The sequence below is a fragment of the Ruegeria sp. CDSC085 genome (assembly GCF_059610465.1).
In genome coordinates, this window is sequence record NZ_JBXWNR010000005.1 from 145,055 (window position 1) to 171,144 (window position 26,090).

Below are 26,090 nucleotides of genomic sequence, written 5' to 3' on the forward strand. Positions count from 1 at the left end.
GCCTCAGTAACCGGCGGCTTCCATTTCTTCAGCTGTGAAAGCCTGCGCTTTGGCAAGTGCTTCCTCAACCGTTTGCTGTCCGGCATATACCGCCGAGAACTCCTGGCTCACCTGTGTGGCAATGCCTGCGAATTCCGGGATCGCGGCAAACTGGATGCCAACATACGGGACGGGTTTTACCGTCGGGCTGTTCGGATCAGCTGACAGGATTGAGTCCAGTGTCATCTTGGCGAACGGAACCTTTTGGTATTCCGGATTCTCGTACAGAGACGTACGTGCACCCGGGGGAACGTTTGCCCATCCTTCGCTTTCGGCCACTAACTCAATGTAGTCCTTTGAGGTCGCCCATTCGATGAATTGCTTGGCAGCATCTTCTTGCTGTGTGCCAGCAGGAATAGCCAGTGCCCACGCCCAAAGCCAGTTGGACCGCTTGCCCAATCCAGTGTCAGGTGCCAGCGCAAATCCTACGTGATCTGCAACCGTAGAGTCGTTAGGGTTGGTCACGAAAGACGCCGCAACTGTCGCGTCGATCCACATGCCGCACTTGCCTTGCTGGAACAGCGACAGGTTTTCGTTGAACCCATTGGTGGCATAGCCGGCAGGACCGGATTCGTTCATCATTTCAACGTAGAAATTCAGCGTGTCTGCCCACTCGGGCTGATCGAACTGGGGCTTCCATTCTTCGTCGAACCAGCGGGCGCCGAATGAATTGGACATCGCAGTGATAAAGGCTCCGCCTTCACCCCAACCGGCTTTGCCGCGAAGGCAGATGCCGTTGATCTCGGCGTCGCGGTCGGTCATCGCGGCGGCGGCCTCTTTGATGAACTGCCAGGTCGGCGCATCCGGCATTTCCATGCCCGCCTTTTCCATAAGGTCAGTGCGGTACATGATCATCGAGCTTTCACCATAAAACGGCGCCGCGAAAAGCGTTCCGTCATGGCTCAACCCACCTGCCATCGCTGGCAGAATGTCACCAACGTCGTATTCTTCGGACAGGCCATCCAGCGGCACCAGCCAGCCATTCGCGCCCCAGATCGGCGTCTCATACATGCCGATTGTCATGATGTCGAACGTACCGCCTTTGGTCGTGATGTCGGTCGTTACGCGCTGACGCAGCACGTTTTCTTCCAACGTCACCCATTCGACGTCAATGCCGGTCGCCTCGGTGAATTTATCGGTATAGCCCTGCATCCGGATCATGTCGCCGTTGTTCACGGTCGCTATTGTTAAGGTATCCGCATGAGCTGCTGCCGTCGCGACGAGTGTCATTGCAGTCGCCGCACGAAGTGCGTTTCTCAAATACATCCCTGTCCTCCCTGAGCTTGGATGTCGTGCAGAGAACGTAATGCAAAAATTGTCGCGGCGTCAATAAAAACTTTACGCGCGTTAATTTTTAAGGTTACGCGGAGTCTCTCAAAACCAGTCTTGCAGGGAACAACGTTTCAGATCGAGTTTGAAATTTCCCTCCACTTTCAATGAGTTGGAACAGTGTTTTCACACTGCGGTCGGCAACATTGTCGTAGTCATGCGCAGCCGTTGTCAGGGATGGGCAAGTAAACTGCGCGAAAGGGTGGTCATCATTTGACGCCACACGCAGCTTGCAATCGTCATTCCGACCGACTCGAATCCCCTGTTTGTAGCAAGCCGCAAGAAAGCCGATGGCCAGGCGATCATTGCTGCACAACACCGAGTTGGTTCGCAATCCGCGTTCCCCCAGAACGTTCAGTGCGCCTCTTTGGCCGATTTCTTCAAACGCCCAACCTTTGCCGTCGACTTTGATTATATGCGGTTCAAATCCGAGGCGCTCCATCACTTCGATGTAGGCTTTCCTTCGTTTGTTGGCATTTGGGTTCGCAGGAGTGCGCATTTCGAAGAACGAGGGCGGTTCACCGGTACGGGTCATGTATTCAACGGTTTGTGAGACAAAGCTGAAGTTGTCGGAACCTACGAATGCGGCCCCTAAACCATCCAAGTTACTGTCGAACAAAACTGTGGGTACGTTGGCGCAGAATTTCTCTATTGCTGATCTGTCCGAAATGCGCCCCAAAGGTGCCAAAAGAACCCCGGCTGGCTTCATGGATTGCAAGCCGTCCAGAATTTCGGTTTCCAGTTTTTGCTCACCATGAGAGCTGAACAGGAACGGGCGATATCCCGCTGCGATACAGCTTTGTTCCAAATAGCGCGCGATTTCGGCAAAGAACGGATCAGCCAGATAGGGCACGACGATTCCGATATTCTTGGTCAGCTTCCGGTTCTGGTTGACCGCATAAATGTTGGGGCGATAGTCAAACCGCTCCAACGCTTCTTCGATACGACTCCGCGTTGTGGGGCGAACACTGTCGGGATCGTGGAAATATTTGGAAACAGTGGGTCGCGAGATACCGCTGAGGGCCGCAAACTCTTCCATATTTTTTATCTTGGTCATGCCAGTCTGCCTGCTGGTTTTGTTCGCCATGAACTTATCATAGTTTTACATATTCTTTGCGCGCGCTAAAAAATCAATAGCCAGAGCAACCTCACGCAACCGACACGTCTTAAAGAGTTCAACAGAATCTCGGGATCGATGCCGCAACATCGGTGGTCGAACTTGCCTATGCAGATAACGATCGAATACGTGCAAATCCTCAATGAGTTTCACATCGCCCAACCGAAAGTTGGCCACATCGCAGGCGCTTTCCCGGTCGGACCAAACTGCACCTAAGATCACAAGGTTTTTCCCGTTTTGGCTCCGACAGATGTATTCGAAAATCTCATATCATCTGCCAAGGGATTAAGACGGCTTGAGACCACTTGGTGCGTTAACAAACATGGGTCAAGTCTTGGGGGACCACGGGTTCAGTTCTTATCGAGAATCGACAATCTTGAGGCTGCAAGGGACAAATACCTCGTGCCATCAGAAGCCTATGCTGTCCTGCCGACGTCTATGAACCGGTCCGACAGACACATGGAGCAGGAAAATCCGTTGAGGCCATTTTGGCGCGTACAGCTGGGACCCGCGGTCTATACCCATGGACCAAAGATGCAGGCTTGGATGGATTGAGAAAAAGACTAGAATAATATGATCGAACAATGAGCCAGAGTTCTCGGCAGTCTTATCTAAGCGATTGGTTTTAAACAATGGATGCAATTGCCCAACTGACCAATTGGATGATTGCAGAAGGGCGTCGCTCAGGTGACCCCGAAAAGGTAGTGTCACATTTTTGCTCGTCTTTGATCGAGGCTGGTGTGCCACTCTGGCGGGTCAATATCGGTCAGCGCTTCGCCAATCCGTTGCTCATCGCATGGGGGATCGTTTGGACACCTGATGGGACCGAAAGTTACGATGTGACACATGAGACGATGTTGACGGATGGGTATGTCGGGAGCTCGTTCGAATACATTCTGGAGCACAGGAGGCCACTTCACAAAGGTCTGCGGCAACTGGATCCCAAAACCGAGCACTCTTCTTATCTTGATTTCGCTGAGCTGGGTGGCACCGATTACTATGCTACGCTGCTATACTACGGAGATGGATCGCTGCACGGCTGCACTTTTGTCACCCAGTCGTCAGAAGGGTTTTCGCCCCGGCATCTGAAAATGATTGAAGATGCACTGCCCGGCCTGTCTTCTGCTCTGGAACCTGTCACCATGCGCAAGTCGTCCAAGGGTCTTCTAAGAACATATCTTGGCGATGGGCCTTCTGATGCTGTATGGGACGGGCGGATCAAGCGAGGGGAACGCACAACCCTTGATGCAGTTGTCATGTTCTCTGACCTGCGAGGTTTCACCGCTCTTTCAGATATAGCATCCGAAGAAGACGTTTTTGACACGTTGAGTGAGTATTTCGATCTGGTCGTGCAGTCTGTGGAAGAAAATGGCGGCGATATTCTCAAGTTCATGGGAGACGGCATTCTGTCGATCTTCACCATCGCAACCCAGGAAGATTTGAATGACCAATGCAAGAAGGCCGCACGGGCCGCTCAAAGCGTATTGACCGGCTTGACCGCGCTCAACCATCGCCGCGATGAGGCTCAGAAGCCGCCGTTGGACGTAGGCATTGGGATCAATGTTGGGCAGGTAAGCTATGGCAACATCGGAAGTCCCGGCAGGCTGGATTTCACTGTTCTGGGTAGAGCAGTCAACCTCGCAAGCCGTATTGAGGGTTTGACGAAATCCTTAGGTCGCAGAGTTCTGGCAACATCAGCCGTTGCCGCTGCTTCGCCCGAACTTTTCTCTGCTTGTGGATTTCATGAAGTTAGAGGGCTTGCCGGATCCATCGCGTTGTTTTCTCTCGTCGAGAAGGAACATTAAGGCGGTCCCACCTCAGATCGGCGTATCGATCCGGACAACACAGATTGAGAGCCGTAAGCTTCTACGTTGTCCGGAATGGCTGATTGCGATTTGGGCTGCGGGCAACCAGGTATTCTCACTGCAAAGGTCGGCAGCGCGCAGACCGGTTCATGAGATCGGGCCACGCACTGCGCTGAGTATGGTGCCGTCGCAGGCGGCCTTTGACGAGACATATTCGAGCTCAAGGGCCTGGGCGAAACTGAGACTGTTTCCGCGGAAACACCCGGCCTTTTCGCGTCAAAAAGCAATCCGGGCCGCGTTCATGGCTTTTCCGTAGCCACCCGCCATGAGGCCCGTGATTGCGCCATTCTCGATGTCCAGATCGACTTTTATCAGGCTCGGGCTTGCCGGGTTTATAAACACCCCTTGTTCGATTTCAAATGATCGCCGAGACGCGCCGCCGAAATCATGCAACACGCATGCAAGTGGCCCGGCCGCCATTCCCGTAGCGGCTTCTTCATCTATCGCGTATCTGGGTGCGAACATGCGGGTTGTGGCGTCCCGGTTTGTTGCTGAGGGGTCTATTGTGAAGACATAATAGCCAATCAGATCCAGTTGCTCGCTGATTTGCGCGATTTTGGCGAAATCTGGTGTGACTTTGGCAAGACTTTCGGCATCAGAGAGGCCGACAACGATGAAGCTGTTTCCGGTATTGGCCAGAACTGGAGGGAACCTCCGGTCAAGTTGTGTATCGTCGATCCCAAGGGAGTTCAGTACATCGTCGAGTTTCACGCCCTTTTCGATCCATTCCTGAGCACCCGAATAGCGTGGGGCCAATTGTTCCATATAGGCGGCGCCGTCTTTTATGAGTATGCGCCTGGGGCCATCAACTGTTTCCTTGGACGTATCGGGCTTGGGGATCCGGCCTAGCGCATCGAGGTGAGAGAAGGCGGCGATTGTTGCATGACCGCAATGAGCGATGCGCCGGTTTGGTGTGAAGAAATCCAGCTTGAAGCCTTCAGTCTCAGACCGGGAGACAAACGCCGTCTCGGACAATCCAACCCTTGCCGCCACGGCTTGCATATCTTGCTCGCTCAATTCATCAGCGTCCAGGACGACGCCTGCGGGATTTCCTCCGGTGCCACCGTCGACAAACCCATGCACTATTTCAACCGTTACTTCCTTGGCAGTTTTTGCTTGCGTGCTCATTGATCGTCTCCAAACATGAGGCCGCGCCTTTGATCGAGGCGCGGCCAGTTGCGCATCAGTTACCTGCGGCGGTTATACGGTTCAGGAATGCAGTCATCTGTTCCGCAATCTCGGGCCCATATTCTTCCAGCGCGAAGTGTCCCGTATCAAGCAGGTGAAACTCAAGATCTTTTAGATCACGTTGATAGGGCAGGGCGCCTTCGGCGGGAAATATGTGATCATTCTTACCCCACATTAGCAGCGCAGGTGGTTGATGCTCGCGAAACAACGCCTGCCATTTTGGGTACTCGGCAACGTTGGTGCCGTAGTCCAGGAAAAGTTCAAGCTGAACCTCCTGATTGCCCTCGCGGTCAAGCAGGTATTGGACGTGCCAATAGTTATCCGGGCTGATCAGTTCCGGCTTCTGTACACCGTGGGTGAACTGCCACTTGGTCGCATCCAGAGTAAGAAAACCACGAAGCTGGTCGCCATTCTCTTTCGAAGGGTCGGCCCAATAGGCCTTGATTGGGTCCCAGAATTCGCGCAGCCCTTCCTCATACGCATTGCCGTTCTGAATGACGAAGCCGGTGACCCGTTCGGGCTGTTCCGCAAACATCCGGAATCCAACCGGAGCACCGTAGTCCATCAGATAGACTGCGTATTGATCGACACCCTTCTTATCCAGCAGAGACGTCATGATTTCGGCGATATTCGCAAAGGAATACTCGAAATTCTCGGCTTTCGGCATGTCCGACGCCCCAAATCCGGGAAAGTCGGGCGCGATCACGTGATAGTGCTTGGCCAGTTCAGGGATAAGGTTACGGAACATATGTGAGGAGGTCGGAAAACCGTGAAGCAACAGGACGGTGGGCCTGCTCGGGTCTCCGGCCTCACGATAGGCGATATTGACCTCGCCGATTTTTTCTGTGCGGAAGTTGACGGCTTGTGTAACTTCAACTCCGGTCTCCTTGGCGATTGCAGGGGCCGGTGCGAATGGCATTGCGACAGAAAGCGCGAGAATACTGGCGCTCAGGATGGATTTCAGATTGCGCGACATGGGTATTTCCTTTCTTGGGGTTCCGGGGCGCGTCTGAACGCGCGGGGTTCAGCATCAGTCAGCTTTACTGACCGGGCTTTCCTTCGTGCTCTGCGTTTTGAGCCTTCAGTGCTGCCAGTTCATTGCGAAGCGGTGCCAGATGCTCTTCAAGTTCTTCCAGGGTCAGGCGTTGGGGAATGTGCTGCGGGCAGTTCCAGTCCATCGCTTCAAGCTTGATCACAATGGCCCGCTCCGGGTGGCCTCTGTAATTCGGCACACTCAAACGCTGCATCAGGGCCGGATCATCCGCGCCATCAACAAGTTTCGCCCGGCCCCAGATCTTGAGGCGTCTCCGGTTGGGATAGTCCATCAGGATCAGTGAGATGCGGTCGTTGCACTCCAGGTTCCCTGTGCTGAGATATTGCCGGTTGCCGCGAAAATCTGCGTAGGCAAGCGTCCGTTCATCCAGCACTTTCAGAAAGCCTGCCGGTCCGCCGCGGAATTGAACATAAGGCCAGCCGGTTTCAGAGACGGTCGCCTGATAGAAGCCGTCCCTTTGTGCGATGAAGCTGGCCTCGACCGGGCTGATGAGGTCTTCCTGAACGGAGCCTGCCAGAAACGTCGCATATCCGTCAGCCGATCCGTTTTTGGCCTGCGCTGCACGTACGGAAGGCGTAAAACTGATTTCTGCAAAAGGACGTGACATTGAATTCTCCATCTCGGTCGGGGCGATGCCCTGGGGCTGGGATGAAGCTAGTCAATGCATTTACGTTGCGGAATGCGGATACTTGGCAATATATTATTCCAAAAAGTGGAATAGTTATTTGGACCGATTTCATGCATTAGGCGTTTTCGTGAAGGTAGCCGAGCTGAATGGCTTCTCCGCCGCTGCACGCCACCTCAATATGTCGCCGCCAACAGTAACCCGGCTGGTATCCATGCTGGAGGACAGCCTGGGGCTCCGCCTTTTTGTGCGTACCACGCGCTCGGTTATGCTGACTGATGGCGGGCGAAGATTCTTTGAAGATGCCAGACGCATTCTGATGGAGCTTGAAGAGGCAGAGCGTGCTGCCGTTGGATCTTATGCCGAACCAACCGGAGAACTCAGTGTGACCTCATCGGTGTTGTTTGGCCGTATGTTCGTCACTCCGATTCTGGGCGAATTTCTGGATCTGTATCCAAAGCTCTCCTCGCGCACGCTTTATGTGGACCGCGTGGTCAATCTGATTGATGAGGGCCTCGACGTCGGTATCAGAATTGGAAAACTTGCAGATTCAAGTCTGATGGCCGTGAGATGCGGCGCGGTGAGGCAGGTCGTGTTTGCGGCTCCATCATATCTCGACTTGCGCGGCGAACCCGACACACCCGACGATCTGGCCAATCACGCCATCATTAATTCAACTGCCCTGCACGCATCGGCCCAATGGTATTTTCGAAAGGGCGAAACGGTCGTGACAAAACGCGTAAGCCCGCGCATCAGCATGAACACCAATGACGCGGTGATTGAGCTGGCCCTGAAAGGGCATGGCATCGGGCGGCTCTTGTCCTATCAGGTGGCACCCTACATTGCGGACGGGCGGCTCAAGACCGTTCTGAATTCGTTTGAACCACCCGAGGTCCCCATCCATCTTGTGCATCAAGAAGGCCGCACCGTGTCTGCAAAGGTGCGCGCCTTTGTTGATTTTGCGGCCAAGCGTCTCAAGTCCGACCCCTTTTTGGATGGTTTCAAACTCAGGCCTGAAAGCTAGACCTAAGATCCGCGGAGCCATGCTACTCAGTCGTTGCCGGACCCGCGTTGCGGTCCTGATCGATACATGACTATGGGTACACCCTATAGGATGCGTCCGTACGGGGAGGGCGGAAGCCTGCCAATAAACGGACATGCGCAACAAAGCTTGCCACCCACCGGATTTGTCAGCGCGAAATTGAAATTTCACATCCTGGGTACACACGCTTTTCGAAGCGATGGGGCCAGCATTGAGCATGCAATCACGTTTGGATTGCGGCTCAGTCTGTTTTGTTCCAAGCATCGTGTGCGATCAGCGCGGCCTAGACCCGGGCTCAGGCGTGGAGCTTGGACAGAAAAGCTCTCGCGGCTCCGCATTTAGTGCAGGGCTCGCTCAAAGCTGCTCTGGGCAATCAGCACCTCGGCCACAGAGCTGTTCTCGGAGGAACCGCGACTCCTTGAGACTGTTCTTTGTGATTTGTCACTCTGGCAGAGCAATGGACAGGCGTTCAACCAAAGCTCGCTGCACGATGGCAAACCTCGGAGTGTGGGCTATTTCGTCAAGTGTTGCTACCCAAAGTGGAACATCAAGGCCGGGATCAATTTCTGTCGACCGATGGAGCCGAGGATCCGCATTGCCAATAAATGAGGGTAGAAAGGCTTTGCCCACCCCGGATACCGCCATCTGCTGAAGCACTAAGAAGCTATCTGCTCCATTGGTCATTTCATTCGCGCTGACATGTTCGGCCAACCATTTGGCCGGGAGCGAGCGGCTCAACGCCCCATCAAGCCTCATCCATTTTTTGTTGGGGGAACCGTCGTCAAAAACGCCAAATGACAGTGTTCCTGCACGTTCACTGACAAGCCCGTCTTCAAGTTTGATCGAAGGTCGTACGGCGATGTCCGCGGTCAGCCTCGATAGATCATGGTGGTTGTTGCCGCTTAACAACGTCAGCTCCAAGCCGGGATACATTTGTGATATCTCATTTAGTATTTGGGGCAATACAAGCTGACAAAGACTGTCAGTGGACGCAATGCGAACATGACCCGCAGGGGACCGGTTCGCACCCACAATTGCCCGCTCCACGGACAGCACGGCCTCTTCAACGCTTTCCATTGCCGAAAGAATTGTTCTGGCTTCGGGCAACGCAGAATACCCTGATGGGCTTTTCTGAAAAATCACGCATCCAAAACGGTCTTCAAGTGCAGCAACTCTGCGCAACACCGTAGCATGAGTGACACCCAAGGCCCCAGCGGCCGCATTCAATGACCCGTATTTTCTTACGGCTAGCGCGTATCGAAAATCATCCCAGTTCTGGTTGTTCATAATTTAACAAGGAACGCTGAACATCAAACAATTACAAGAAAAAATGTTCAGTCTAGTATTCGACGCATTGAACAGGGAGACGCACAATGATGAAGAAGTTCTCGGCCGTTGCGGCTGGTTTGTTGTCGGTGGCGGTTATTGGATCAGCCATCGCCCAGGAAAGCGAAAATCCGGCGGTCAAGGCTCGGACCTCGATCATGAAGCTTTATGCCTTCAATCTTGGCACTCTGGGTGGCATGGCCAAAGGAGAGATGGAATACGATGCCGATGCGGCAACACGGGCAGCAAACAACCTGGTTGTTCTGACGCAGATCGATCAATCCGCGATGTGGCCTGCCGGATCCGACAATGCGTCCGACCCGTCCACCCGAGCGTTGCCAGCCATCTGGGAAAACTTCCCGGATGTAAGTGCGAAGGGTCAGGCCATGACCGAAGCCGCTGTTGCGATGCAGGCAGCGGCAGGCCAAGATGTCGATGCTCTGAAGGCGGCGATGGGTGATCTGGGCGGATCGTGCTCGGCATGTCACAAAGCTTACAGGGCGCCAAAAGACTAAAGGAGCGCTGGCCATGCGGCGTTTATTCATTTTCGCCGCAGTTATTGCAGTTCTGGTCGGGCTGGTCGGTCTGGTGCTGACCCGCCCGAAAAGAGTTGACCAGACCCTACTGGACAGTGTTACCCCTGATCCCGAAAGAGGTGAGGTGGTATTTTACGCGGCGGGATGTGCGTCCTGCCACTCTGCGCCGAACGCCGCTGGCGAGGAAATGCTCGAACTCGCTGGTGGTCGTCGGTTTGAGACGGAATTCGGCACGTTCATAGCCCCGAACATTTCCAGTGATCCGGTTGCAGGTATCGGGTCCTGGTCCGCATTGGATCTGGCCAATGCACTTTTTCATGGGACCGGACCCGAAGGACAGCACTATTTTCCGGCTTTTCCTTATACATCTTTCTCAAATATGACAGCAGAAGACGTCGCGTCGCTCCACGCATTCCTTGCCACCCTTCCGGCAGTTGCCACGGAAAGCTTCCCGCATGAAGTCGGTTTCCCGTTTAACATTCGACGGGGGCTGGGCGGATGGAAACTGTTGTATCTGGAGCCGGGCTGGGTTGTAGAAGGCGACCTGACTGACCAGCAAATTCAAGGTCGGTATCTGGTAGAGGCGCTGGGACATTGCGCCGAGTGCCACACGCCAAGAAACGGGTTGGGTGGTTTGAAACGTGACCTCTGGCTGACAGGCGCGCCCAATCCTGGCGGGAAAGGGCGCATACCCGGCCTCACGGCAGATCAGCTCGATTGGTCGGAAGCTGACATCGCGGAGTATCTGAAGTCGGGCTTTACACCGGATTATGACAGCGCCGGGGGTGAAATGGTTGAAGTGATCGAGAACACTTCCCGATTGAGCGATGACGAGCGCTTGGCGATTGCCGCCTATCTCAAAGCCGTTCCTGTGCCACCGTTTGAGCCCTCATCAGAGTGACCGGTGATTGAGGCTGTAATGCGGATACCCAGATGATTTTGGGCAGAAAACCCAACGCTTCTCTTCCCTTTGTCTCCATCACCTGTTTTAGGTCTTGAGCACGAAAACTCACTTATCGCACGAGTTTTCGTTGACGTTTGATCGAGGGTCTTGGCCAAATGACACAGAAATTCGCTCTTTGGTCCATCCCGATCTCCATAGCCGTATTGGCCCTGAAATTACTGGCGTGGTGGCTGACAGGTTCTGTGGCTCTGCTGTCGGACGCGATGGAATCCACAGTGAACGTAGTCGCAGCGCTGCTTGCGTTTTTCGCCGTGCGGGTTGCAAGCAAGCCACCGGACGAAAACCACCCCTTTGGTCACAAGAAAGCCGAGTATCTTTCCGCCGTCGTTGAGGGCGTGTTGATTGTGCTCGCCGCCTTTTTGATCATCAGAGAGGCAGTGTTGGCGCTGCCTGACCCACATCTTGAAGATGCGCCGCTGCTTGGAATTGTCATCAACATCATCGCAACCGGCGTGAATGGTGTATGGGCTTACTTGTTGCTCAAGATCGGAAGGCGCGAGGGGTCGCCTGCATTGCAGGCAAGTTCCCGACACATCTTTACCGACGTGATAACATCAATTGGCGTTGTCGTTGGGCTTTTACTTGCGCTTGTCACTGGCTGGCTGATCCTTGATCCGATCCTTGCAATTCTCGTCGCGCTGAACATTCTGTGGGAAGGATGGAAAGTTATTCGTGCGTCCGTTGATGGCCTGATGGATGTAAGCCTTTCCGACTATGACTTGCAGGTAGTTTCCAGCACCATTGAAAACAATATGGGGGCCGCTCTGGAGTGTCACGACCTAAAGGGACGCAGATCCGCAAATATCATCTTCGTCGAGTTCCACCTCGTTGTGGATGGCGCAATGTCGGTCAGCGCGGCGCATGACATATGCAATGAAGTCGAACTGGCATTGGAACGCGTTTATCCTGGTTCTGTCTTTGTTATTCATCTGGAACCCGATGACGAGTTGAAAGGCAACGGAACAAAACCGAGCCAAGTTTCTTAAACCACTCGGTGCAATCGAATACGACGGATGTCGTGGTTTTGGCTTGGACGTTCGGCCTGCAATTCATCAGACCTAAGCCCGATGTCGGGAAGCAAAGCCCTGGGTAATCTGTCACTGGCACCATGAGATGGGTCGAACAGAACTGGAGGCGAAAAAATGAAACTTCAAGGAAAACTGGGCCAGCTTCTTAGCACCGCAGCACTGTCTTCGTTGATTGTTGCGACGCCTTACGTACCGAAGTTTGACGCGGAAGGTCGCCTGCAACTTGAACCAGCCTATGCCTTTGCCAAAAGTGGCAGCGGAAAAGACGGGGATGGTGGCGATGACGATCGGGGGGATGATCGTGGGGGCGAACGGGAGGACAACTCGGGGTCGGGCAACAGTGGTAGCGGTGGTGACCGCGACGATGATCGCGACGACGACAGGGATGATGACCGCGACGAAGATCGGGACGAAAATTCCGGATCCGGCAAAAGTGGTCGCGACGATGATGACGACGACTCGAAGCGTTCGAACCGAGGCAGCGGCAAAAAGGATCAGTCCCGGGCAGGGGGCGGGTCATCACGCTCAGCCAGGAAAACAAAGTTTGAGACCAACGCGAACGGCATCGAAGTGCGCTACGCCGATGGAACCAAGGAAGAAATCGAAAACGGTCGATATGAAAGAAAGAGTGCTCAGAATCGCACTGTGGAAGAAAGGCCAGCTACAGGCGCTGATGTCTCGAGGCTCCGGTCATTGGCAGATGGTATCTCAGTCGACAACGTGCGCTCGTCCGGCCAAGGAGGTGCTGCGGGAAGTCGCCCGACGAAAGTTGAACGTCAGGGCAACAATATTCAAGTAAACTATGCCAATGGCTGGAAGGAAGAGCTCGAGTTTGGCCGCTACGAACTGAAGGACCCGTTCAACCGTACTGTTGTAGAGAGAAAAGCAACCGCCGCTGATCGACGGAGACTGCAGTCGGTAGCCAACTAGGCAACAACGTCAGGTCGAAAGTCACAAGGCAGCTTTTCATCGTCAGAAGCCACCTTTTCTTATCGCCATTGTCACCGGCTATTGACACGCTGCATTGCGATCAATGGCCTCTTGCCCAAGGTTTTGACGCCAGATCCCGTCAAACACGAAAGGCACTGGCACAACTGTCGCAACCGGCCATGACCCGATGTCTCATGTATTTCCTGCCCCTTTCACGCTTGGATGACCAGTCATCCACTGGCTGTGAACGTGTTCCTAACGTTCACCGCGCCGATAGGGTGCCATCAGCGCAGCAGGCACCTCGGCCCTGCGGGCGACAAGGACGAGCGCGACTATGGAAAGCACATAGGGCGCCATCAGGAAAAGCTGATATGGTACGCCTTCAATCGCTGTTTGCAGCCGCAATTGGTATGCATCAAAAAACGCAAACAACACGGCACCGATCAGCGCCTTACCGGGCCGCCAACTTGCGAAGACTACAAGCGCTATGCAGATCCAACCGCGCCCCTGAACCATGCCCGGGAAGAAGCTGTTGAACGCCGTTGTCGTCAGGAAAGCGCCTCCCACTGCCATCAAGGCTGATCCGACAACGACTGCACCGATGCGGATGCGAATGGGGTTCAACCCCTGCGCCTCAACCGCATGCGGGTTTTCACCAGTCATGCGAATGGCCAGTCCCAACGGGGTCCGAACAAGGACATAGGCCATCACAGCCACCGCCAAGAGCGCCAGATAAGTCGGCAGAGCCTGGGAAAACAGGATCGGTCCCAAAATGGGGATATCGGAAAGACCCGGAAGATCGAGCGGCTGGAATGGTTCTATTGTCGGGGGCAGATCACCCACTTCAACAAGTAACCTGTAGAGGTAATAGGCCAGCGCGGATGCAAACAGCGTGATGCCGAGCCCCGACACGTGTTGCGACAACCCAAGCGGAACCGTCAGCATGGCGTGCAGCAATCCCATCACCGCGCCGCAAATCGCGGCAATCATCAGGCCCACCAGCAAAGGTGCGCCCATGTAAACGGCAAGCCAACCGCTCATCGCACCCATGGTCATGATCCCCTCGATCCCCAAATTGAGCACACCTGAACGTTCACAGAGCAACGCACCAAGGACGCCAAATATGAGCGGCGTTGCGATACGCAGCACGGACGCCCAGAGACTGGTATTCAGCAGCAGATCAATTGCTTCATTCATCGGCGCACCCGGTAGGTTGTGAAAAGAAGGGCCACGATCATGGTGAGCAGACAGAGCGCCACGATCACATCGGCAATGAAACTGGGAACGCCCGTCGCGCGGCTCATGGCGTCGGCCCCGACAAAAACAGTGGCGACGAACACGGCGGCGGCGACCACGCCGGCCGGATGCAACGCGGCGAGCATCGCGACAACAATGCCGGCATAGCCGAATCCCGGGCTCATCGTTGTGGTGACGCCCGCTGTAACACCCAAGACTTCGACGGAACCTGCCAGCCCCGCCAAAGCGCCCGAAAGCAGAGCCACACCCATAATCGTTCGGGGCAGAGAAATTCCGGCAAAGGCAGCAGCACTGGCGTTAAAACCTGCGGCGCGTGTTTCAGCCCCGAAAACAGTACGCGCCAGGATCAGCCAAACGGCACCGGCCGCTGCGATGGCAAAAAGCAGCCCTATATGCAGACGCGTGCGGGGGATCAGATCAGGCAATCGGAAATCACCATCTACGGGTACGGAAGAGGGCCAGCCAAAAGCCAACGGATCGCGCATCGGGCCTTCGATCATGAGGCCGACGAAAAGGATTACTATGAAATTGAGCAGCAGGGTTGTTACCACCTCATCCACCCCGAAACGCAGGCGCAAAAACGCGGGGCCTGCCAACAGGGCCGCGCCCGCTGCCATGCCTGCCAGCATCAAAATCGGAATACCAATCCATCCGGGAACCCCGAGTGAATGCCCGATCCACGCGGTAATCAGCGCGCCGACAAAGAACTGCCCCTCGCCGCCGATGTTCCAAAGCCGCGCACGAAAAGCGACAGCAGCGGCAAGCCCGGTGAAGATCAGCGGCGTGGCGCGGGTCAGCATCTCGGTAATCGCAAGGCGTGAGCCAAGTGCGCCAGTCAGCATTTCACTATAAGCCGTAAGCGGGTTTACCCCCGCAGCCGCGATGAGGCCCGCAGCCAAAAGCAATGCGGCAAAGATCGCGGCCAGCGGCGCGATAACCACAAGGTGCAGCGGCACTTGTGTGCGTCGTTCAAGCCGCATCGTCATCTTCCTTCCAGACACCTGCCATCATCAGGCCAAGGCGTTGTGGGTCAGCCTCATCAGCGGATATCGGTTTCGACAAACGACCTTTGACGATCGCCTGTATCCGGTCTGAAAGAGCTACGGCTTCTTCCAGTTCTTCTGAAATGAGAAGGATCGCAGCACCCTCGGCCCGTGCGGCCAGAAGCTCGGCATGAACTGCGGCAATTGCCCCTTCATCAAGGCCTCTCGTCGGCTGGTTGGCGAGCACAAATCGCGGCCCGTTGGTCAGGACCCGTCCCAGGATCAGCTTTTGCATGTTTCCGCCAGACAGCAGCCTTGTTCGCGTGTCCGGGCTGGCACCCCGGATGTCAAAACGTTCGATCAACCCTGAGGTGTATTCTCGGGCGGCGCGTTGTCGGACAAAGCCGCGGTACGAAAACTCGGGTGTGCGCAGTCGTTCAAGAACTGCATTTTCCCACAGGCTCAACTCACCCACGACACCTTCTGCATGACGGTCTTCGGGCACCCTGCCAGCGCCAGCCTGGATCATGCCACGCGGACCCAGATGGCCGATATCCTTGTTCAGGAGTGTCAACTGCCCGGCGCTTGGGTGTATCAATCCGGACAACAGACCGCCAAGGGAAGCCTGCCCATTACCTGAAACACCGACGATTCCAAGGATCTCACCAGCATGGACGGTGAATGACGCGTCATCCAGCCGCAACTCACCGTCTTCTTCCACGCGCACATCGTTTGCGATCAAAACTGGCGCGCCGATCTCGTGGTCTTGACGTACGGGGCGTTCCACTTTTCGGCCGACCATCAGTTCCGCCAGCTCACCGGGGTTGGTCTCAGAGGTTTTCCGTTCCGCCACCATCTTGCCGCCACGAAGGACGGCCACACGATCAGAAGCCGCCATAACCTCATGCAGTTTGTGGCTGATGAAGATAAGCGAGAGACCTTCTTTCGTCATGTCGCGCAGCGTCTCGAACAGGCGCATTGCCTCGGGCCGGGCCAGAACGGCAGTAGGTTCATCCAGGATCAGTATACGAGCGTCACGGTAGAGCGCTTTCAGAATTTCGACCCGTTGGCGCTCACCCACGGACAGCGACCGAACCTTGGCATCGGGGTTCACGGGCAGACCGAACCGATCAGCGATCTGCAACAATTTCTTGCGGGCGGCGGCCCGAGCGGATCGTGCGCGCGTCATGGGTTCAGAACCAAGAATGACGTTTTCCAGAACCGTGAGGTTTCCGGCAAGCGTGAAGTGCTGGTGTACCATCCCCACACCCACTTCTATTGCAGCGCGCGGCAGGCCGGGTGGCAGCTCCTTGCCGAACACCCTGACAGTGCCTTCATCGGCTGCATAATGACCGAACAGGATGTTCATCAGCGTCGTTTTACCTGCGCCATTTTCACCCAACAGCGCAAGGATTTCACCCTCGGCCAGTGTAAGGGTCACATCATCATTGGCGGCAAGCGTTCCAAAACGCTTGGTAATGTTGTGTAGCTCCAGAACCTTGGTCATGCGGGCAGGCCTGCGATTGGGGACGGAAAGGAAAGTTCGGGCGCGCGGGTCTCGATCAGTTTGCCGAGTTTCAGCAGCGCAAAATCCGCGCCGGGCGGTCCGATCAGTTGCACACCGAGTGGAAGGCCATTTGCCATGCCAAAAGGCAACGCCAAAGCTGGCAAGCCCGCTGCATTGGCAAATGCTGCGTTTGGGGCAAAAGCCTCCAGCCGCGCCATGTGTTCATCAGGAGAAGCGCCAGACAAGTCCAAAGTACCGACAATGGGCGGCGCAGACGAGAGGACCGGCATTAGGATGGCATCAGCGGAACTGAAGAGCTGGCAAGAACGATGTGTCAGCCGCGCCAGCTGTCGCACGGCCGCAAAAAGCACGGTGGCAGGTGCCGCACGGCCCTCGGCAGCCATGGCGGCGGCAAGCGGGGGCACCTGATCATCAGAGATCCCCAGTGCAGTGAGCCACTCAGCCAAGGAAACAGCCAATATGGTTCGGACAATTTCATGGGCCTCAACCCCGAGCCCGTCGGGAGAACGGATGGCACGCACCTCACAGCCAGCATCGCGCAGCGCGTCGGCCGCATCTTTCGCGGCCTTGCTTTGGGCCGCTTCACAACGATCCGGCAATGCCACCGCGACACGGGGGCGTTCTGGCAGATGCACCGGGGCCATTGGCTGGACTACGGCACCAAGGGCGGTTGTCACGTCACGGACCGACCGTGCCAACACCAGTTCAGAGGCTATCCCCATCAGGTGATTGGCAAAATCAGGACCTCCGGGCACCGCACCACGAGACGGCTTAAGCCCGGTCAAACCGCAGCACGCGGCAGGTACTCTGATGGACCCGGCCGCATCCGTAGCATGGGCAATGGCAACGATACCACCTGCGACCGCTGCCGCAGCGCCGCCGGATGAACCACCGGGCGTCAACGCGGGGTTCCATGGATTGCTAGTAGCAGCGATGCCATCTGGTTCGCATGTCAGGGAAAGACCGAAAGGAGGGGTCGCGGTCAAGCCGAAGGGTATCAGGCCAGTCTGGCGTAGATCCCCCAACAGGTGACTGTCTCTATCGGGTTTTCGACCTCGCGCCCGGATAGCCGCGGATCCCGCAGCGGCTGGCAGCCCCTTTGCAGATCCGCCGAGGTCTTTGACCAAAAAAGGAATCCCATGAAAGGGCCCGCGCTGGTCAGGTGGCAAGACGTCCGCTGCCCTTGCCCCCGCGCGGGCCATGTCTTCATCCAAAAAAACCACGGCCCCCAAATCTGCCTGTGCGTGGCAGGCGGAAAGGCTTGCCTCCATCACCTCGCTGGCAGAGATCTGCCTCGCCATGATGGAAGCCGCAAGGGCCGTGGCATCGGTCACGTCAACACCCTCAGAATCAGGAGGGCTCACTTTCGTCGATCGGAACGTCCCATTCACCGGATTGGATCGCAGCCTGTTTGGCCTCCATCGCCGGGATGGCATCAGCAGGCACTTCGTCGGCGACATAGATCAGCTCATTGCCGCCATGGGCCATGAAGGAATACTCCGTGTAGTTGCGCCCAGTGGGATTGCCCGCCTGAACGTCCGCCACGATGGCTTCGATAGTTGGCCCATAGTTCCATATCGCGTTGGCAAAGACCGTACCGGGATAGCGCGGTGTATAATCGATAAGTGAACCGATGGCTTTCACACCACGCGCCTGAGCCGCATCCGCCGTACCGATCCGTTCACCAAACAGGATATCCGCACCCGCATCGATCTGGGCAATTGCTGCTTCCTGCGCGCGGGCCGGATCAAACCATGCGCCGATAAAACCGTTCAGGAAGGTGGCGTCAGGGTTCACTTCACTGACGCCCATCCGGAAAGCATTGATCAGCAGGTTCACCTCGGGGATCGGATAACCGCCGACGGAACCGAAAACATTGCTTTCCGACATTTGGCCGGCAAGCATTCCGGCCAAATAGGCCGCCTCGTGGTTGCGGGTGCCAAAGACGCCGAAATTGTCCCCGTCCGGTCCGCCGGAAGAGCCCATGAGGAAGGCGGTATCGGGATAATCGCCTGCCACTTCTCGTGCTTCGCGTTCCACGGCGTAGGATTCGCCCCAGATTATCTGCGCACCACCTTCTGCATACTCGCGCATCGCGCGGGGATAGTCGGTTGGTGCCACGCCTTCAGAGAACTCATACTCGATCAGGCCAGCATCGGAGGCCTCCTGCATTGCCACGTGGATACGGCTGTTCCAGGCATTTTCGACCGGAGACATATGCACGCCGGCAACGCGGGTCGCAGATTGTGCATTCGCGCGGCGGACGTAAGCCGGCAGGGCCAGCGTGGCCGCAGCGCCGACCATCAGTTGACGACGTGTTGTGGTGAGTTTCATTGGAGTATCCTCTTCTGTTGGTGGCAGTTATTCTTGTTTTTGAGCTTCCTGAGTTTTGGGCCTGGGCGCGTAATCGGCGGGATCCAGGGTCGTGGGGCGGCCGGGCAACGATAGCGCGGCCATTCGTGGTTCTGTGCGGGCCAGCACCTTTCCGTTTTTGATGACGGCAAGGCGTGTGGCTTTCATGCGAACAGCTTCAATCGGGTCACGCGCTTGCAGTACAACCATGTTGGCAGGGCCACCTTCGCGAATTGTGGAGTCAGGCAGACCCATGGTCTTGGCGCCGTTCTGGGTAACGGATGAAAAAGCCCACTCTATCGCTTCGCGGGATGTCATCGGCACCGCATGCACGCCCATATGGGCCACTTCCAGCATGTCGGCGGATCCAAGCGAGTACCATGGATCCATGGTGCAATCCTGCCCGAAGGAAACGTTCACACCCGCCGCACGCAATTCTGGCACGCGGGTCAGGCCACGGCGGCGCGGATAGGTGTCTGAGCGACCTTGCAGCGTGATATTGATAAGCGGGTTCGGTACAACATTCATGCCGCTTTCCGCGATCAGCGGAATGAGCTTCGAGGCATAGTAATTGTCGTATGAATGCATCGCAGTGACGTGGCTTGCAGTCACACGACCGCCGAGCCCGAGGCGCGTGGTCTCAAAGGCCAGCGTTTCTACGTGGCGAGACATTGGATCATCGCTTTCATCACAGTGCAGGTCCAGCATCAGGCCGCGGTCCGCCGCGATCTCGGCCAGCCTTGTGACCGATCGGGCACCTTCCGACATCGTGCGTTCAAAATGCGGAATCCCGCCCACGACATCGACGCCCATATCGAGCGCCCGGATCAGGTTTCTCTCTGCGTCTCTCGATCGGAAAAGGCCATCTTGCGGGAATGCCACCAATTGCAGGTCAATATAGGGGGCAACCAGCTTGCGCACTTCCAACAGAGCTTCAACACCCACCAACGGGGTTGATGAAACATCCACATGCGAACGGATGGCCAGCAATCCCTGCGACACGGCCAAGTCGCAATATCGCATGGCCCGTTCGATCACCGCCTCGGGTGTCAGCAGGGGCTTCAATTCACCCCAAAGCGCGATGCCCTCCAGAAGCGTGCCCGAGACGTTCATACGTGGCAACCCGAGGCTCAGGGTGGCGTCCATATGGAAGTGCGGGTCGACAAAAGGAGGCGAAACCAAGTGGCCCGCTGCGTCGATTTCTTCGCGCACCTCACCCTTGATGTCAGTGGCAATTTCCGCAATGCGGTCGCCCTTGATTGCAATATCCACCGGTTCGAGGCCATCCGGCAAGCTGGCCTGTCTGATGATGATGTCGAACATTCATCTGCCCCCTAATTTGACCACATGGTAAAAGTATTCAAGAAAATTGCCATTTATTTTTGCGGTGTTTTTGAACTGGTGACTGCGCCGGTCTCGCGGCCGCTTACGATGGAAGCCCGTCGATTGGATTTCCATCTGTAGATATGTACGCACCTGCGAGACATCTTCTTTAAGCTCCAACTTGGAGAAGAAGGATGTAATTGATGACAGAGGACAAGCGAGGTGTTGCAACCAAGTAGAAATGTCACTGGTTGTGCAAAGTAGAAATGTTCTAGTTGCCGCGATACCTATGATCAGTTCGAGCGACACATCCTCAACATCGCCAGACTCGCGCTTCCAATCTGACGGGGCAGTGTTCCAGAACTTCTCAGCAAATCCAGTCTCAAAATAGGAGTCTCATTTTTAAGGGCACTTAACAAATGTGCCCCGCTACACGAGATGTTCGCATAAGTATGATTATGGTAAATTATGATGGTGCGGGTGGAGGGACTTGAACCCCCACGCCTTGCGGCGCCAGAACCTAAATCTGGTGCGTCTACCAATTTCGCCACACCCGCAACCGAGCGCACTAGCGCTGGAATGAAGCGCTCAATAACAAAGCTTGCTTAGGAGTGCGAGAGGTAAAATTCGAGGAAAACAAAGTTTGTGACCTGCCAAGCAATATGGCCGAGCACCGCAACCCACTTTCGACCTTGTTGTCATGACAACCAGCGCAGTGGCAGCGAAACGAGCGGCGTCTGAAAACAGAAAAAAACTTATTGCCGGTTTGAAACCCCCAATATGACGTTGCTTCTTGGCGTTTGGCTCACAGGTTGTAGCCTTGCACGATCGAACTGTTTGGAAACGCGCTAACGTTGAATAAACACCAATCTTTCCGGCCAGGCTTTACGCCAAAAAGCTTGCGTGGAGAACCGAGACGCAAAGGTCAAGAATTGTTGCAGTTTGATCCAGAAAACCATCGCACCTTGTATCGCTGGTTTCACTTGGACATTTGCTTTTTCTCCTCAGAACCTGAACATCCCACAAAGTTCAAAGCATAAATACCTGATTTTATTCAAAAGTCTGAATCCAACTGGCCATCAGCCTCCAAGTCATTCGAATGCTCTTGAAAAGGCACCCCCCTTTAACTCTTTTGGCTCCCACGACTATCACTATATGCAACCTTGCCAATCGCTTCACTATCCAAGGTTGTCGCCCTATTATACCCGCATCGGTTGAGACATTGTTATGAGCGGACCACCACATTGCCGCCACAATTCAACCGCTAAAAAATCTTATTCGCGCCAAAATAACACCGCCTTGAAGGTACTTGTTGTACTCAGGAGTTAATGAGTCTTTTTGCCACTTTGGCGCCGGTACGAGTTTTTTGCTCAACTCCAATACAAGGCTTTCTGCTGTGACCGATCTGAATCCATCCGCTGCCGCCGAGCAAGAAGCTGTCTTCTTTGCTCGTGAGAGCTTCCTTGGTGAGCTCAAGACTCTGAATCGCGACCATCCGAATACAGGCTTTGGTATTTCGCTTCGCACTCATTCCGGTGAACACTATCTGCTGGCGAATGCACGCATGCCGCTGCCCGCCGCAAAATCCGAAGGTTTCCCGACCGGGCGCCGCGTTGCGTGCCTCGAGAATGGAGACAGCTTCAGCTCGATTGAAGTACTGGCCGATTCCAAATCGTACGAGACTATTTCACCTCGGGCCGAAGCCGAAATTCTGGGCAATGCATTGGACCTGATCGCGCGCATCGACACTCTGACAAGCATTCCGGCGGGCTCTGGTTCGAATGTGCCCCAAATTGCTGCAACGGGAACCGGAGGTTAAGCATGGCGCGCAACGATCACCTTTTGTCTGTCGGCAACGAAGCACTGGCACCGATGACGGAAACCATGGCTTCACTGACAGCTCAGATAGATCAACTTACAGAGGTGGCTGATGCGCGCTCTTCGGCACGGCTGGCTACGCTCAAGACCCGGATGGAGAATTTTACCGCCAGCATCACGATGGTGGGCCAGGTCAAGGCCGGAAAATCCTCGATCGTCAATATTCTTGCCGGGCGCCCTGCCCTGCTGCCGTCAGACGTCAACCCGTGGACCTCGGTGGTTACGACCCTGAACATCAACACACGCCCGCCGGGTGATACAAAGGCCAAGTTCACATTTTTTGAGCAGGAAGAATGGGACAACCTGATGGTCGGCGGCGGTCGTCTTGGTGAATTGGCCAATCGTGCCGGCGCAGATGATGAGATGGAAGACATTCGCCATCAGATCGCTGAGATGAAGGCCAAGTCAGAGGAGCGTCTTGGTAAACACTTTGACCTGATCCTGGGTCAAAGCCATCAGTATGACCATTTCGACGAAGAATTGATTCAACGCTATGTGTGTCTGGGCGATGAAGACGATCCCGATATTGATCCGAAAACGGGCCGGTTTGCTGATGTTACCAAATCAGCCGAGCTGTATATGGACATCCCGCAATACCCCATTGCGCTGAAACTGTGCGACACACCCGGTGTGAACGATACGTTCATGGTGCGTGAGCAAATCACGCTGCGCAGCCTGCGGGGATCCGAAGTCTGTGTTGTGGTGTTGGCAGCAAGCCAGGCCCTGACGACCATGGACATGGCTCTGATGCGCATTATTGCGCAGTTCGAGAACCGGCAGATCATCCTGTTCGTCAACAGGATCGATGAGCTTTCCGATCCTGTAAATCAGGTCCCAGAGATCCGTGACCGCATTCAGGACACGCTCAAACAGAACAATATCGACACTAATACCAGCGTCGTTTTTGGCAGTGCGCTGTGGGCCGAAGCCGCACTGACCGGGAACCCGGATATTCTGACTGAAGAATCGCGCCAGGCTTTGAATACATTCTACCTGGCCGCTGGATTCGGTGATCAGGCGGCCTCGCTCGATAAAATTTGGGCGCTTTCCGGCTTGCCCGATCTATTGCTGGCCATGAACGAGCGTATTGCGGACGGTGCCGGAGCGCGCCTGATGGACCGCGTTCGCCATCGGGCCCGTAACATTGCCAGTCAGATCCGCGCGACTGCGGTCGCCAAGAACCTGTCCGAAGGTGAAGGCGTTGCGCGGGATCTTGACGGTATTTCGCCTGAAGATGCGATCAATACGGTGTCTGCCGAATACGAAAAGAAAGCGGCCGAGCTGACAAATGCGTTGCGCGACAAAGTACTGGAGCGCCTGAATTCAGCCGAGGCCAATTTCGTCAAGCGCGCAACAGACTCATTGATCGCGCATCTTGAAAAAAATGGCGAACAAGGCACGTGGCAATATGATCCCGCGGGATTAAGGACATTGCAAAAGGCTGCCTATTTCAGTTTCGCCCGCGCCATGCGCAAGGATGCCGGGGCGTTGTACGCAACCGCCGCTGCAGATGTCGAAGCGCTTTATCATAAGATACTTGGCAACCATCTGGGCGAATTCAGCATTGAAGCGCCCATTGTCCCCCGTGTTCCGCCACCTCTTGGCATCGGCCGGACAATCGCACTGGACTTGCAAAGTACCTGGTGGCGACGTTGGTGGCAGCGCCGAAAGGGGTTTGAAGCCTACGCGGCGGATTACACACGGCTGATCGCGTCCGAGGCGAATTCTATCACCAAGGATATCGAGGAAAACCAGATTGCGGCAGTGCTCGAAAACGTCCGTGCGATCCTGTCAGATTTCCTGCGTGAGCAGAAGGAAACCCTGCTGAGCATCTCGTCTTCAGCCGAAAAGAACCCAGGTCAGACTGCGGCGGCGATGGCGGGCTTGCAGCCTCAGAAATCCAAGGACGAGATTCTGGGCGACATTCTGAAAGATCTTAGCAACGAAGCGGCATAAGTAGAAAAATGGCAAAAGATACACAAACACGCTTTGTTTCTCCGAGGGCATGGGAACGCATCGAGCAGTGGTCCCGCCGCAAACCGGTATTCGCCTTGATGGGCGAATTCAGTGCTGGCAAATCTACGTTGATGAACTTTTTGCTGCGAACGCAGACCTTGCCGACGCAGGTGACGGCAACCCAGTTGCCACCGGTCTGGTTTAGCTGGGGCAATCAAGCGCCCTATATCAAACGCCATGACGGCAGTATTGAACTGATCGAGCTTGATCAGCTTGAAACCGTTGGTGTCAATGACGCACAGTTCATCCGTATCTTCCTTGAGGCCGATATACTGGAAGCCGTCGACCTGATCGACACCCCCGGCATTTCCGACCCCAAGATCTCGACAGATGTATGGCAACGTGCTGTGGGTCAGGCAAACGGCGTCTTGTGGTGCACCCACGCGACGCAAGCCTGGCGCGAAACCGAACGCGCGACATGGGTTTCCTTGCCCGAGCGGTTACAGCACAATTCTTTGCTTCTGGTGACGCGGGCAGATGCCTTGAGCCTCAAAGACCGTCAAAAAGTACTGCGCCGCGTAAACCGCGAAGCGGGGCACCTGTTCAACCGGTCCATCCTGTTCTCTGCTCGGGACGCAATCACTGCCCGGGACAAGACAGGCGATGCCGAAATGTGGTCACGCAGCGGCGGCGGCAAGATGATCGACAGTTTCCTAGAGATCACGGAACAGATTATGGACAAACGTGCCGACCAACTGGCTCGGTACCAGATCGACAAAAGCCAAACGGACGCATCCAAAGTTAAGCCCTTGCGCCCTGCCCGCTCGTCAAGCGAACCGAAAGTGCAAAAAGACCAAGACGAAGTCGCACCATTAAGGTTGGTGAACCCGATGGAGGTCGACGGGGCGCCAAACACTGAAGGCGCCGCAGTTGTAACCAGTTTCCCGGTTCGACCTGCCCGGGTCGAGCGGCGCGCTGATGAGGCCGAGCGGGTTCGGATCGATGCGGAAGAGGCAGAACGGCTGCGAGCAGAAATGGCGTCAGAGCCAGTACCGCTGCCAGTTGAACCCGATACAAGTGATGAACTGCGTTCCTTCTTTAAAGATACTTCGAACGACCCTCTTGAATTGGCGAATGTCGCGGGCCTGCAGGACGACGAAGACGAATTTGATTTGTCACTCAAAGCTGATCTGGACGACGAATTTGATGACGCCCCGAGTGACTTGGACGAGGTTGAAATCAGCCCAGCACCTCTTGTGGCTGTTGACAATTCGGATGACGTGCTCGCCTCGCTGAGCACGTCGATGCAAAAAGATCCGATCGAGCGAGACGTAGCAGAAGAAGAACCCGAGCAAAACGATTTGGCTGAAGATCGTAGCATCGAAGTCTCTGTTTCCTCGATTACAGCACTGATGGCCGCTCAAACTGGCAACAATGCCGACGACTATGAGCCGGAACCTGAAACCAACAGTTTGATTGAAGCTGCCACCACCGAACAGGTCGATGCAGTTGACGGAAGCGTTGCCGCGCTGAGTGAGCTGCCTGAAATTGCGGTTGGATCGCCGCTCAGCGCGTCAACCATGTGGCAGGAAATTTCGCGGAATGAAGACCTGCCGCAGGACGCGGAGGGACTGAAGAACGTATTCAATGCATTTCTGGCCGAATTTGATCAGATCGCCATTGAACACAACGAAAAGCAGACCAAGGAGGCACTTCAATCCATTCCGAAAGCCAAGGAAAACAGCAGCGCGGAATGGCATGTATTGTAAG

21 protein-coding genes, 1 tRNA gene and 1 pseudogene are annotated in these 26,090 nt (G+C 55.4%); 9 read left to right on the forward strand and 14 right to left on the reverse strand.

Translation table 11 applies throughout. The annotated features are described in order from the left end of the window. Positions 1-3 precede the first annotated feature (3 nt). Both AC2FJB_RS10075 and AC2FJB_RS10080 read right to left on the reverse strand, forming a co-directional pair. Positions 4-1,305, reverse strand: a complete 1,302-nt coding sequence (locus AC2FJB_RS10075) for an ABC transporter substrate-binding protein (RefSeq protein WP_117873314.1) — start codon at positions 1,303-1,305, stop codon at positions 4-6. A 94-nt stretch (positions 1,306-1,399) separates the two neighbouring features. Continuing rightward, the gene (locus tag AC2FJB_RS10080) at positions 1,400-2,425 is read right to left on the reverse strand and encodes a LacI family DNA-binding transcriptional regulator (RefSeq protein WP_117874041.1); all 1,026 of its coding nucleotides are present in this window, start codon (positions 2,423-2,425) and stop codon (positions 1,400-1,402) included. A 692-nt stretch (positions 2,426-3,117) separates the two neighbouring features. Here AC2FJB_RS10080 and AC2FJB_RS10085 point away from each other — a divergent pair. Then, a complete protein-coding gene (locus AC2FJB_RS10085) occupies positions 3,118-4,290 on the forward strand; it encodes an adenylate/guanylate cyclase domain-containing protein (RefSeq protein ID WP_496718217.1) in 1,173 nt (390 codons plus the stop codon). A gap of 276 nt (positions 4,291-4,566) precedes the next feature. Here the strand turns inward: AC2FJB_RS10085 and AC2FJB_RS10090 are convergent, their stop codons facing one another. The 3 genes from AC2FJB_RS10090 to AC2FJB_RS10100 all read right to left on the reverse strand — a co-directional run bounded on the left by AC2FJB_RS10090 (position 4,567) and on the right by AC2FJB_RS10100 (position 7,199). Then, positions 4,567-5,478 (reverse strand): PhzF family phenazine biosynthesis protein, encoded by a 912-nt coding sequence (locus AC2FJB_RS10090; RefSeq protein ID WP_496718218.1) that lies wholly within the window; start codon positions 5,476-5,478, stop codon positions 4,567-4,569. A 55-nt stretch (positions 5,479-5,533) separates the two neighbouring features. Next, a complete protein-coding gene (locus AC2FJB_RS10095) occupies positions 5,534-6,514 on the reverse strand; it encodes an alpha/beta fold hydrolase (protein ID WP_496718219.1) in 981 nt (326 codons plus the stop codon). A gap of 64 nt (positions 6,515-6,578) precedes the next feature. Beyond that, positions 6,579-7,199 (reverse strand): pyridoxamine 5'-phosphate oxidase family protein, encoded by a 621-nt coding sequence (locus AC2FJB_RS10100; RefSeq protein WP_496718220.1) that lies wholly within the window; start codon positions 7,197-7,199, stop codon positions 6,579-6,581. 118 nt (positions 7,200-7,317) lie between these two features. Between AC2FJB_RS10100 and AC2FJB_RS10105 the strand changes: the two genes are divergently transcribed. Further along, positions 7,318-8,241, forward strand: a complete 924-nt coding sequence (locus AC2FJB_RS10105; protein WP_299898162.1) for a LysR family transcriptional regulator — start codon at positions 7,318-7,320, stop codon at positions 8,239-8,241. A gap of 459 nt (positions 8,242-8,700) precedes the next feature. Here the strand turns inward: AC2FJB_RS10105 and AC2FJB_RS10110 are convergent, their stop codons facing one another. Continuing rightward, the gene (locus AC2FJB_RS10110; protein ID WP_496818287.1) at positions 8,701-9,366 is read right to left on the reverse strand and encodes a LysR substrate-binding domain-containing protein; all 666 of its coding nucleotides are present in this window, start codon (positions 9,364-9,366) and stop codon (positions 8,701-8,703) included. A gap of 12 nt (positions 9,367-9,378) precedes the next feature. Then, a pseudogene (locus tag AC2FJB_RS10115) lies at positions 9,379-9,546 on the reverse strand (helix-turn-helix domain-containing protein); the annotation flags it as partial. Positions 9,547-9,632: 86 nt separating this feature from the next. Between AC2FJB_RS10115 and AC2FJB_RS10120 the strand changes: the two are divergent. The 4 genes from AC2FJB_RS10120 (at position 9,633) to AC2FJB_RS10135 (ending at position 13,043) form a co-directional block, all read left to right on the forward strand. Further along, a complete protein-coding gene (locus AC2FJB_RS10120; RefSeq protein ID WP_496718222.1) occupies positions 9,633-10,100 on the forward strand; it encodes a c-type cytochrome in 468 nt (155 codons plus the stop codon). A gap of 13 nt (positions 10,101-10,113) precedes the next feature. After that, positions 10,114-11,022: a c-type cytochrome gene (locus tag AC2FJB_RS10125; protein WP_496718223.1), complete on the forward strand. Its 909-nt coding sequence runs from the start codon at positions 10,114-10,116 to the stop codon at positions 11,020-11,022. Positions 11,023-11,180: 158 nt separating this feature from the next. After that, positions 11,181-12,071, forward strand: coding sequence for a cation diffusion facilitator family transporter (locus tag AC2FJB_RS10130; RefSeq protein ID WP_496718224.1), 891 nt, complete (start codon positions 11,181-11,183; stop codon positions 12,069-12,071). 156 nt (positions 12,072-12,227) lie between these two features. Next, positions 12,228-13,043 (forward strand): hypothetical protein, encoded by an 816-nt coding sequence (locus tag AC2FJB_RS10135; protein WP_496718225.1) that lies wholly within the window; start codon positions 12,228-12,230, stop codon positions 13,041-13,043. 255 nt (positions 13,044-13,298) lie between these two features. On the opposite strand, the gene AC2FJB_RS10140 is transcribed toward AC2FJB_RS10135, so the two are convergent. The 7 genes from AC2FJB_RS10140 to AC2FJB_RS10170 form a co-directional block, all read right to left on the reverse strand. Continuing rightward, positions 13,299-14,240 carry an ABC transporter permease gene (locus tag AC2FJB_RS10140; RefSeq protein ID WP_496718226.1) on the reverse strand — a complete coding sequence of 314 codons (942 nt, stop codon included), beginning with the start codon at positions 14,238-14,240 and terminating at the stop codon, positions 13,299-13,301. Beyond that, complete coding sequence (locus tag AC2FJB_RS10145; protein WP_496718227.1) at positions 14,237-15,280, reverse strand: ABC transporter permease; 1,044 nt, start codon at positions 15,278-15,280, stop codon at positions 14,237-14,239. The genes AC2FJB_RS10140 and AC2FJB_RS10145 overlap by 4 nt, the downstream gene beginning before the upstream one ends. Next, positions 15,270-16,790 carry an ABC transporter ATP-binding protein gene (locus tag AC2FJB_RS10150; protein ID WP_496718228.1) on the reverse strand — a complete coding sequence of 507 codons (1,521 nt, stop codon included), beginning with the start codon at positions 16,788-16,790 and terminating at the stop codon, positions 15,270-15,272. The genes AC2FJB_RS10145 and AC2FJB_RS10150 overlap by 11 nt, the downstream gene beginning before the upstream one ends. Beyond that, entirely contained in the window at positions 16,787-18,145 is a 1,359-nt protein-coding gene (locus tag AC2FJB_RS10155; RefSeq protein ID WP_496718229.1) for an amidase, read from the reverse strand. Before AC2FJB_RS10155 ends, AC2FJB_RS10150 begins: the two co-directional genes overlap by 4 nt. A gap of 16 nt (positions 18,146-18,161) precedes the next feature. Next, on the reverse strand, positions 18,162-19,145 hold the full coding sequence (locus AC2FJB_RS10160) for a BMP family protein (RefSeq protein ID WP_117873288.1): 984 nt from the start codon (positions 19,143-19,145) through the stop codon (positions 18,162-18,164). Positions 19,146-19,172: 27 nt separating this feature from the next. Further along, positions 19,173-20,486, reverse strand: coding sequence for an amidohydrolase family protein (locus AC2FJB_RS10165; protein WP_496718230.1), 1,314 nt, complete (start codon positions 20,484-20,486; stop codon positions 19,173-19,175). 472 nt (positions 20,487-20,958) lie between these two features. Continuing rightward, a tRNA-Leu gene (locus AC2FJB_RS10170) sits at positions 20,959-21,043 on the reverse strand. Positions 21,044-21,882: 839 nt separating this feature from the next. Between AC2FJB_RS10170 and AC2FJB_RS10175 the strand changes: the two genes are divergently transcribed. From AC2FJB_RS10175 to AC2FJB_RS10185, 3 genes are read left to right on the forward strand one after another with little or no spacing between them, the layout of a single operon-like run. Then, positions 21,883-22,305 (forward strand): hypothetical protein, encoded by a 423-nt coding sequence (locus tag AC2FJB_RS10175; protein ID WP_496718231.1) that lies wholly within the window; start codon positions 21,883-21,885, stop codon positions 22,303-22,305. Positions 22,306-22,307: 2 nt separating this feature from the next. Further along, positions 22,308-24,320, forward strand: a complete 2,013-nt coding sequence (locus AC2FJB_RS10180; protein WP_496670673.1) for a dynamin family protein — start codon at positions 22,308-22,310, stop codon at positions 24,318-24,320. Positions 24,321-24,328: 8 nt separating this feature from the next. Continuing rightward, positions 24,329-26,089, forward strand: coding sequence for a dynamin family protein (locus AC2FJB_RS10185; RefSeq protein WP_496718233.1), 1,761 nt, complete (start codon positions 24,329-24,331; stop codon positions 26,087-26,089). The last annotated feature ends 1 nt before the right edge of the window (position 26,090 follow it).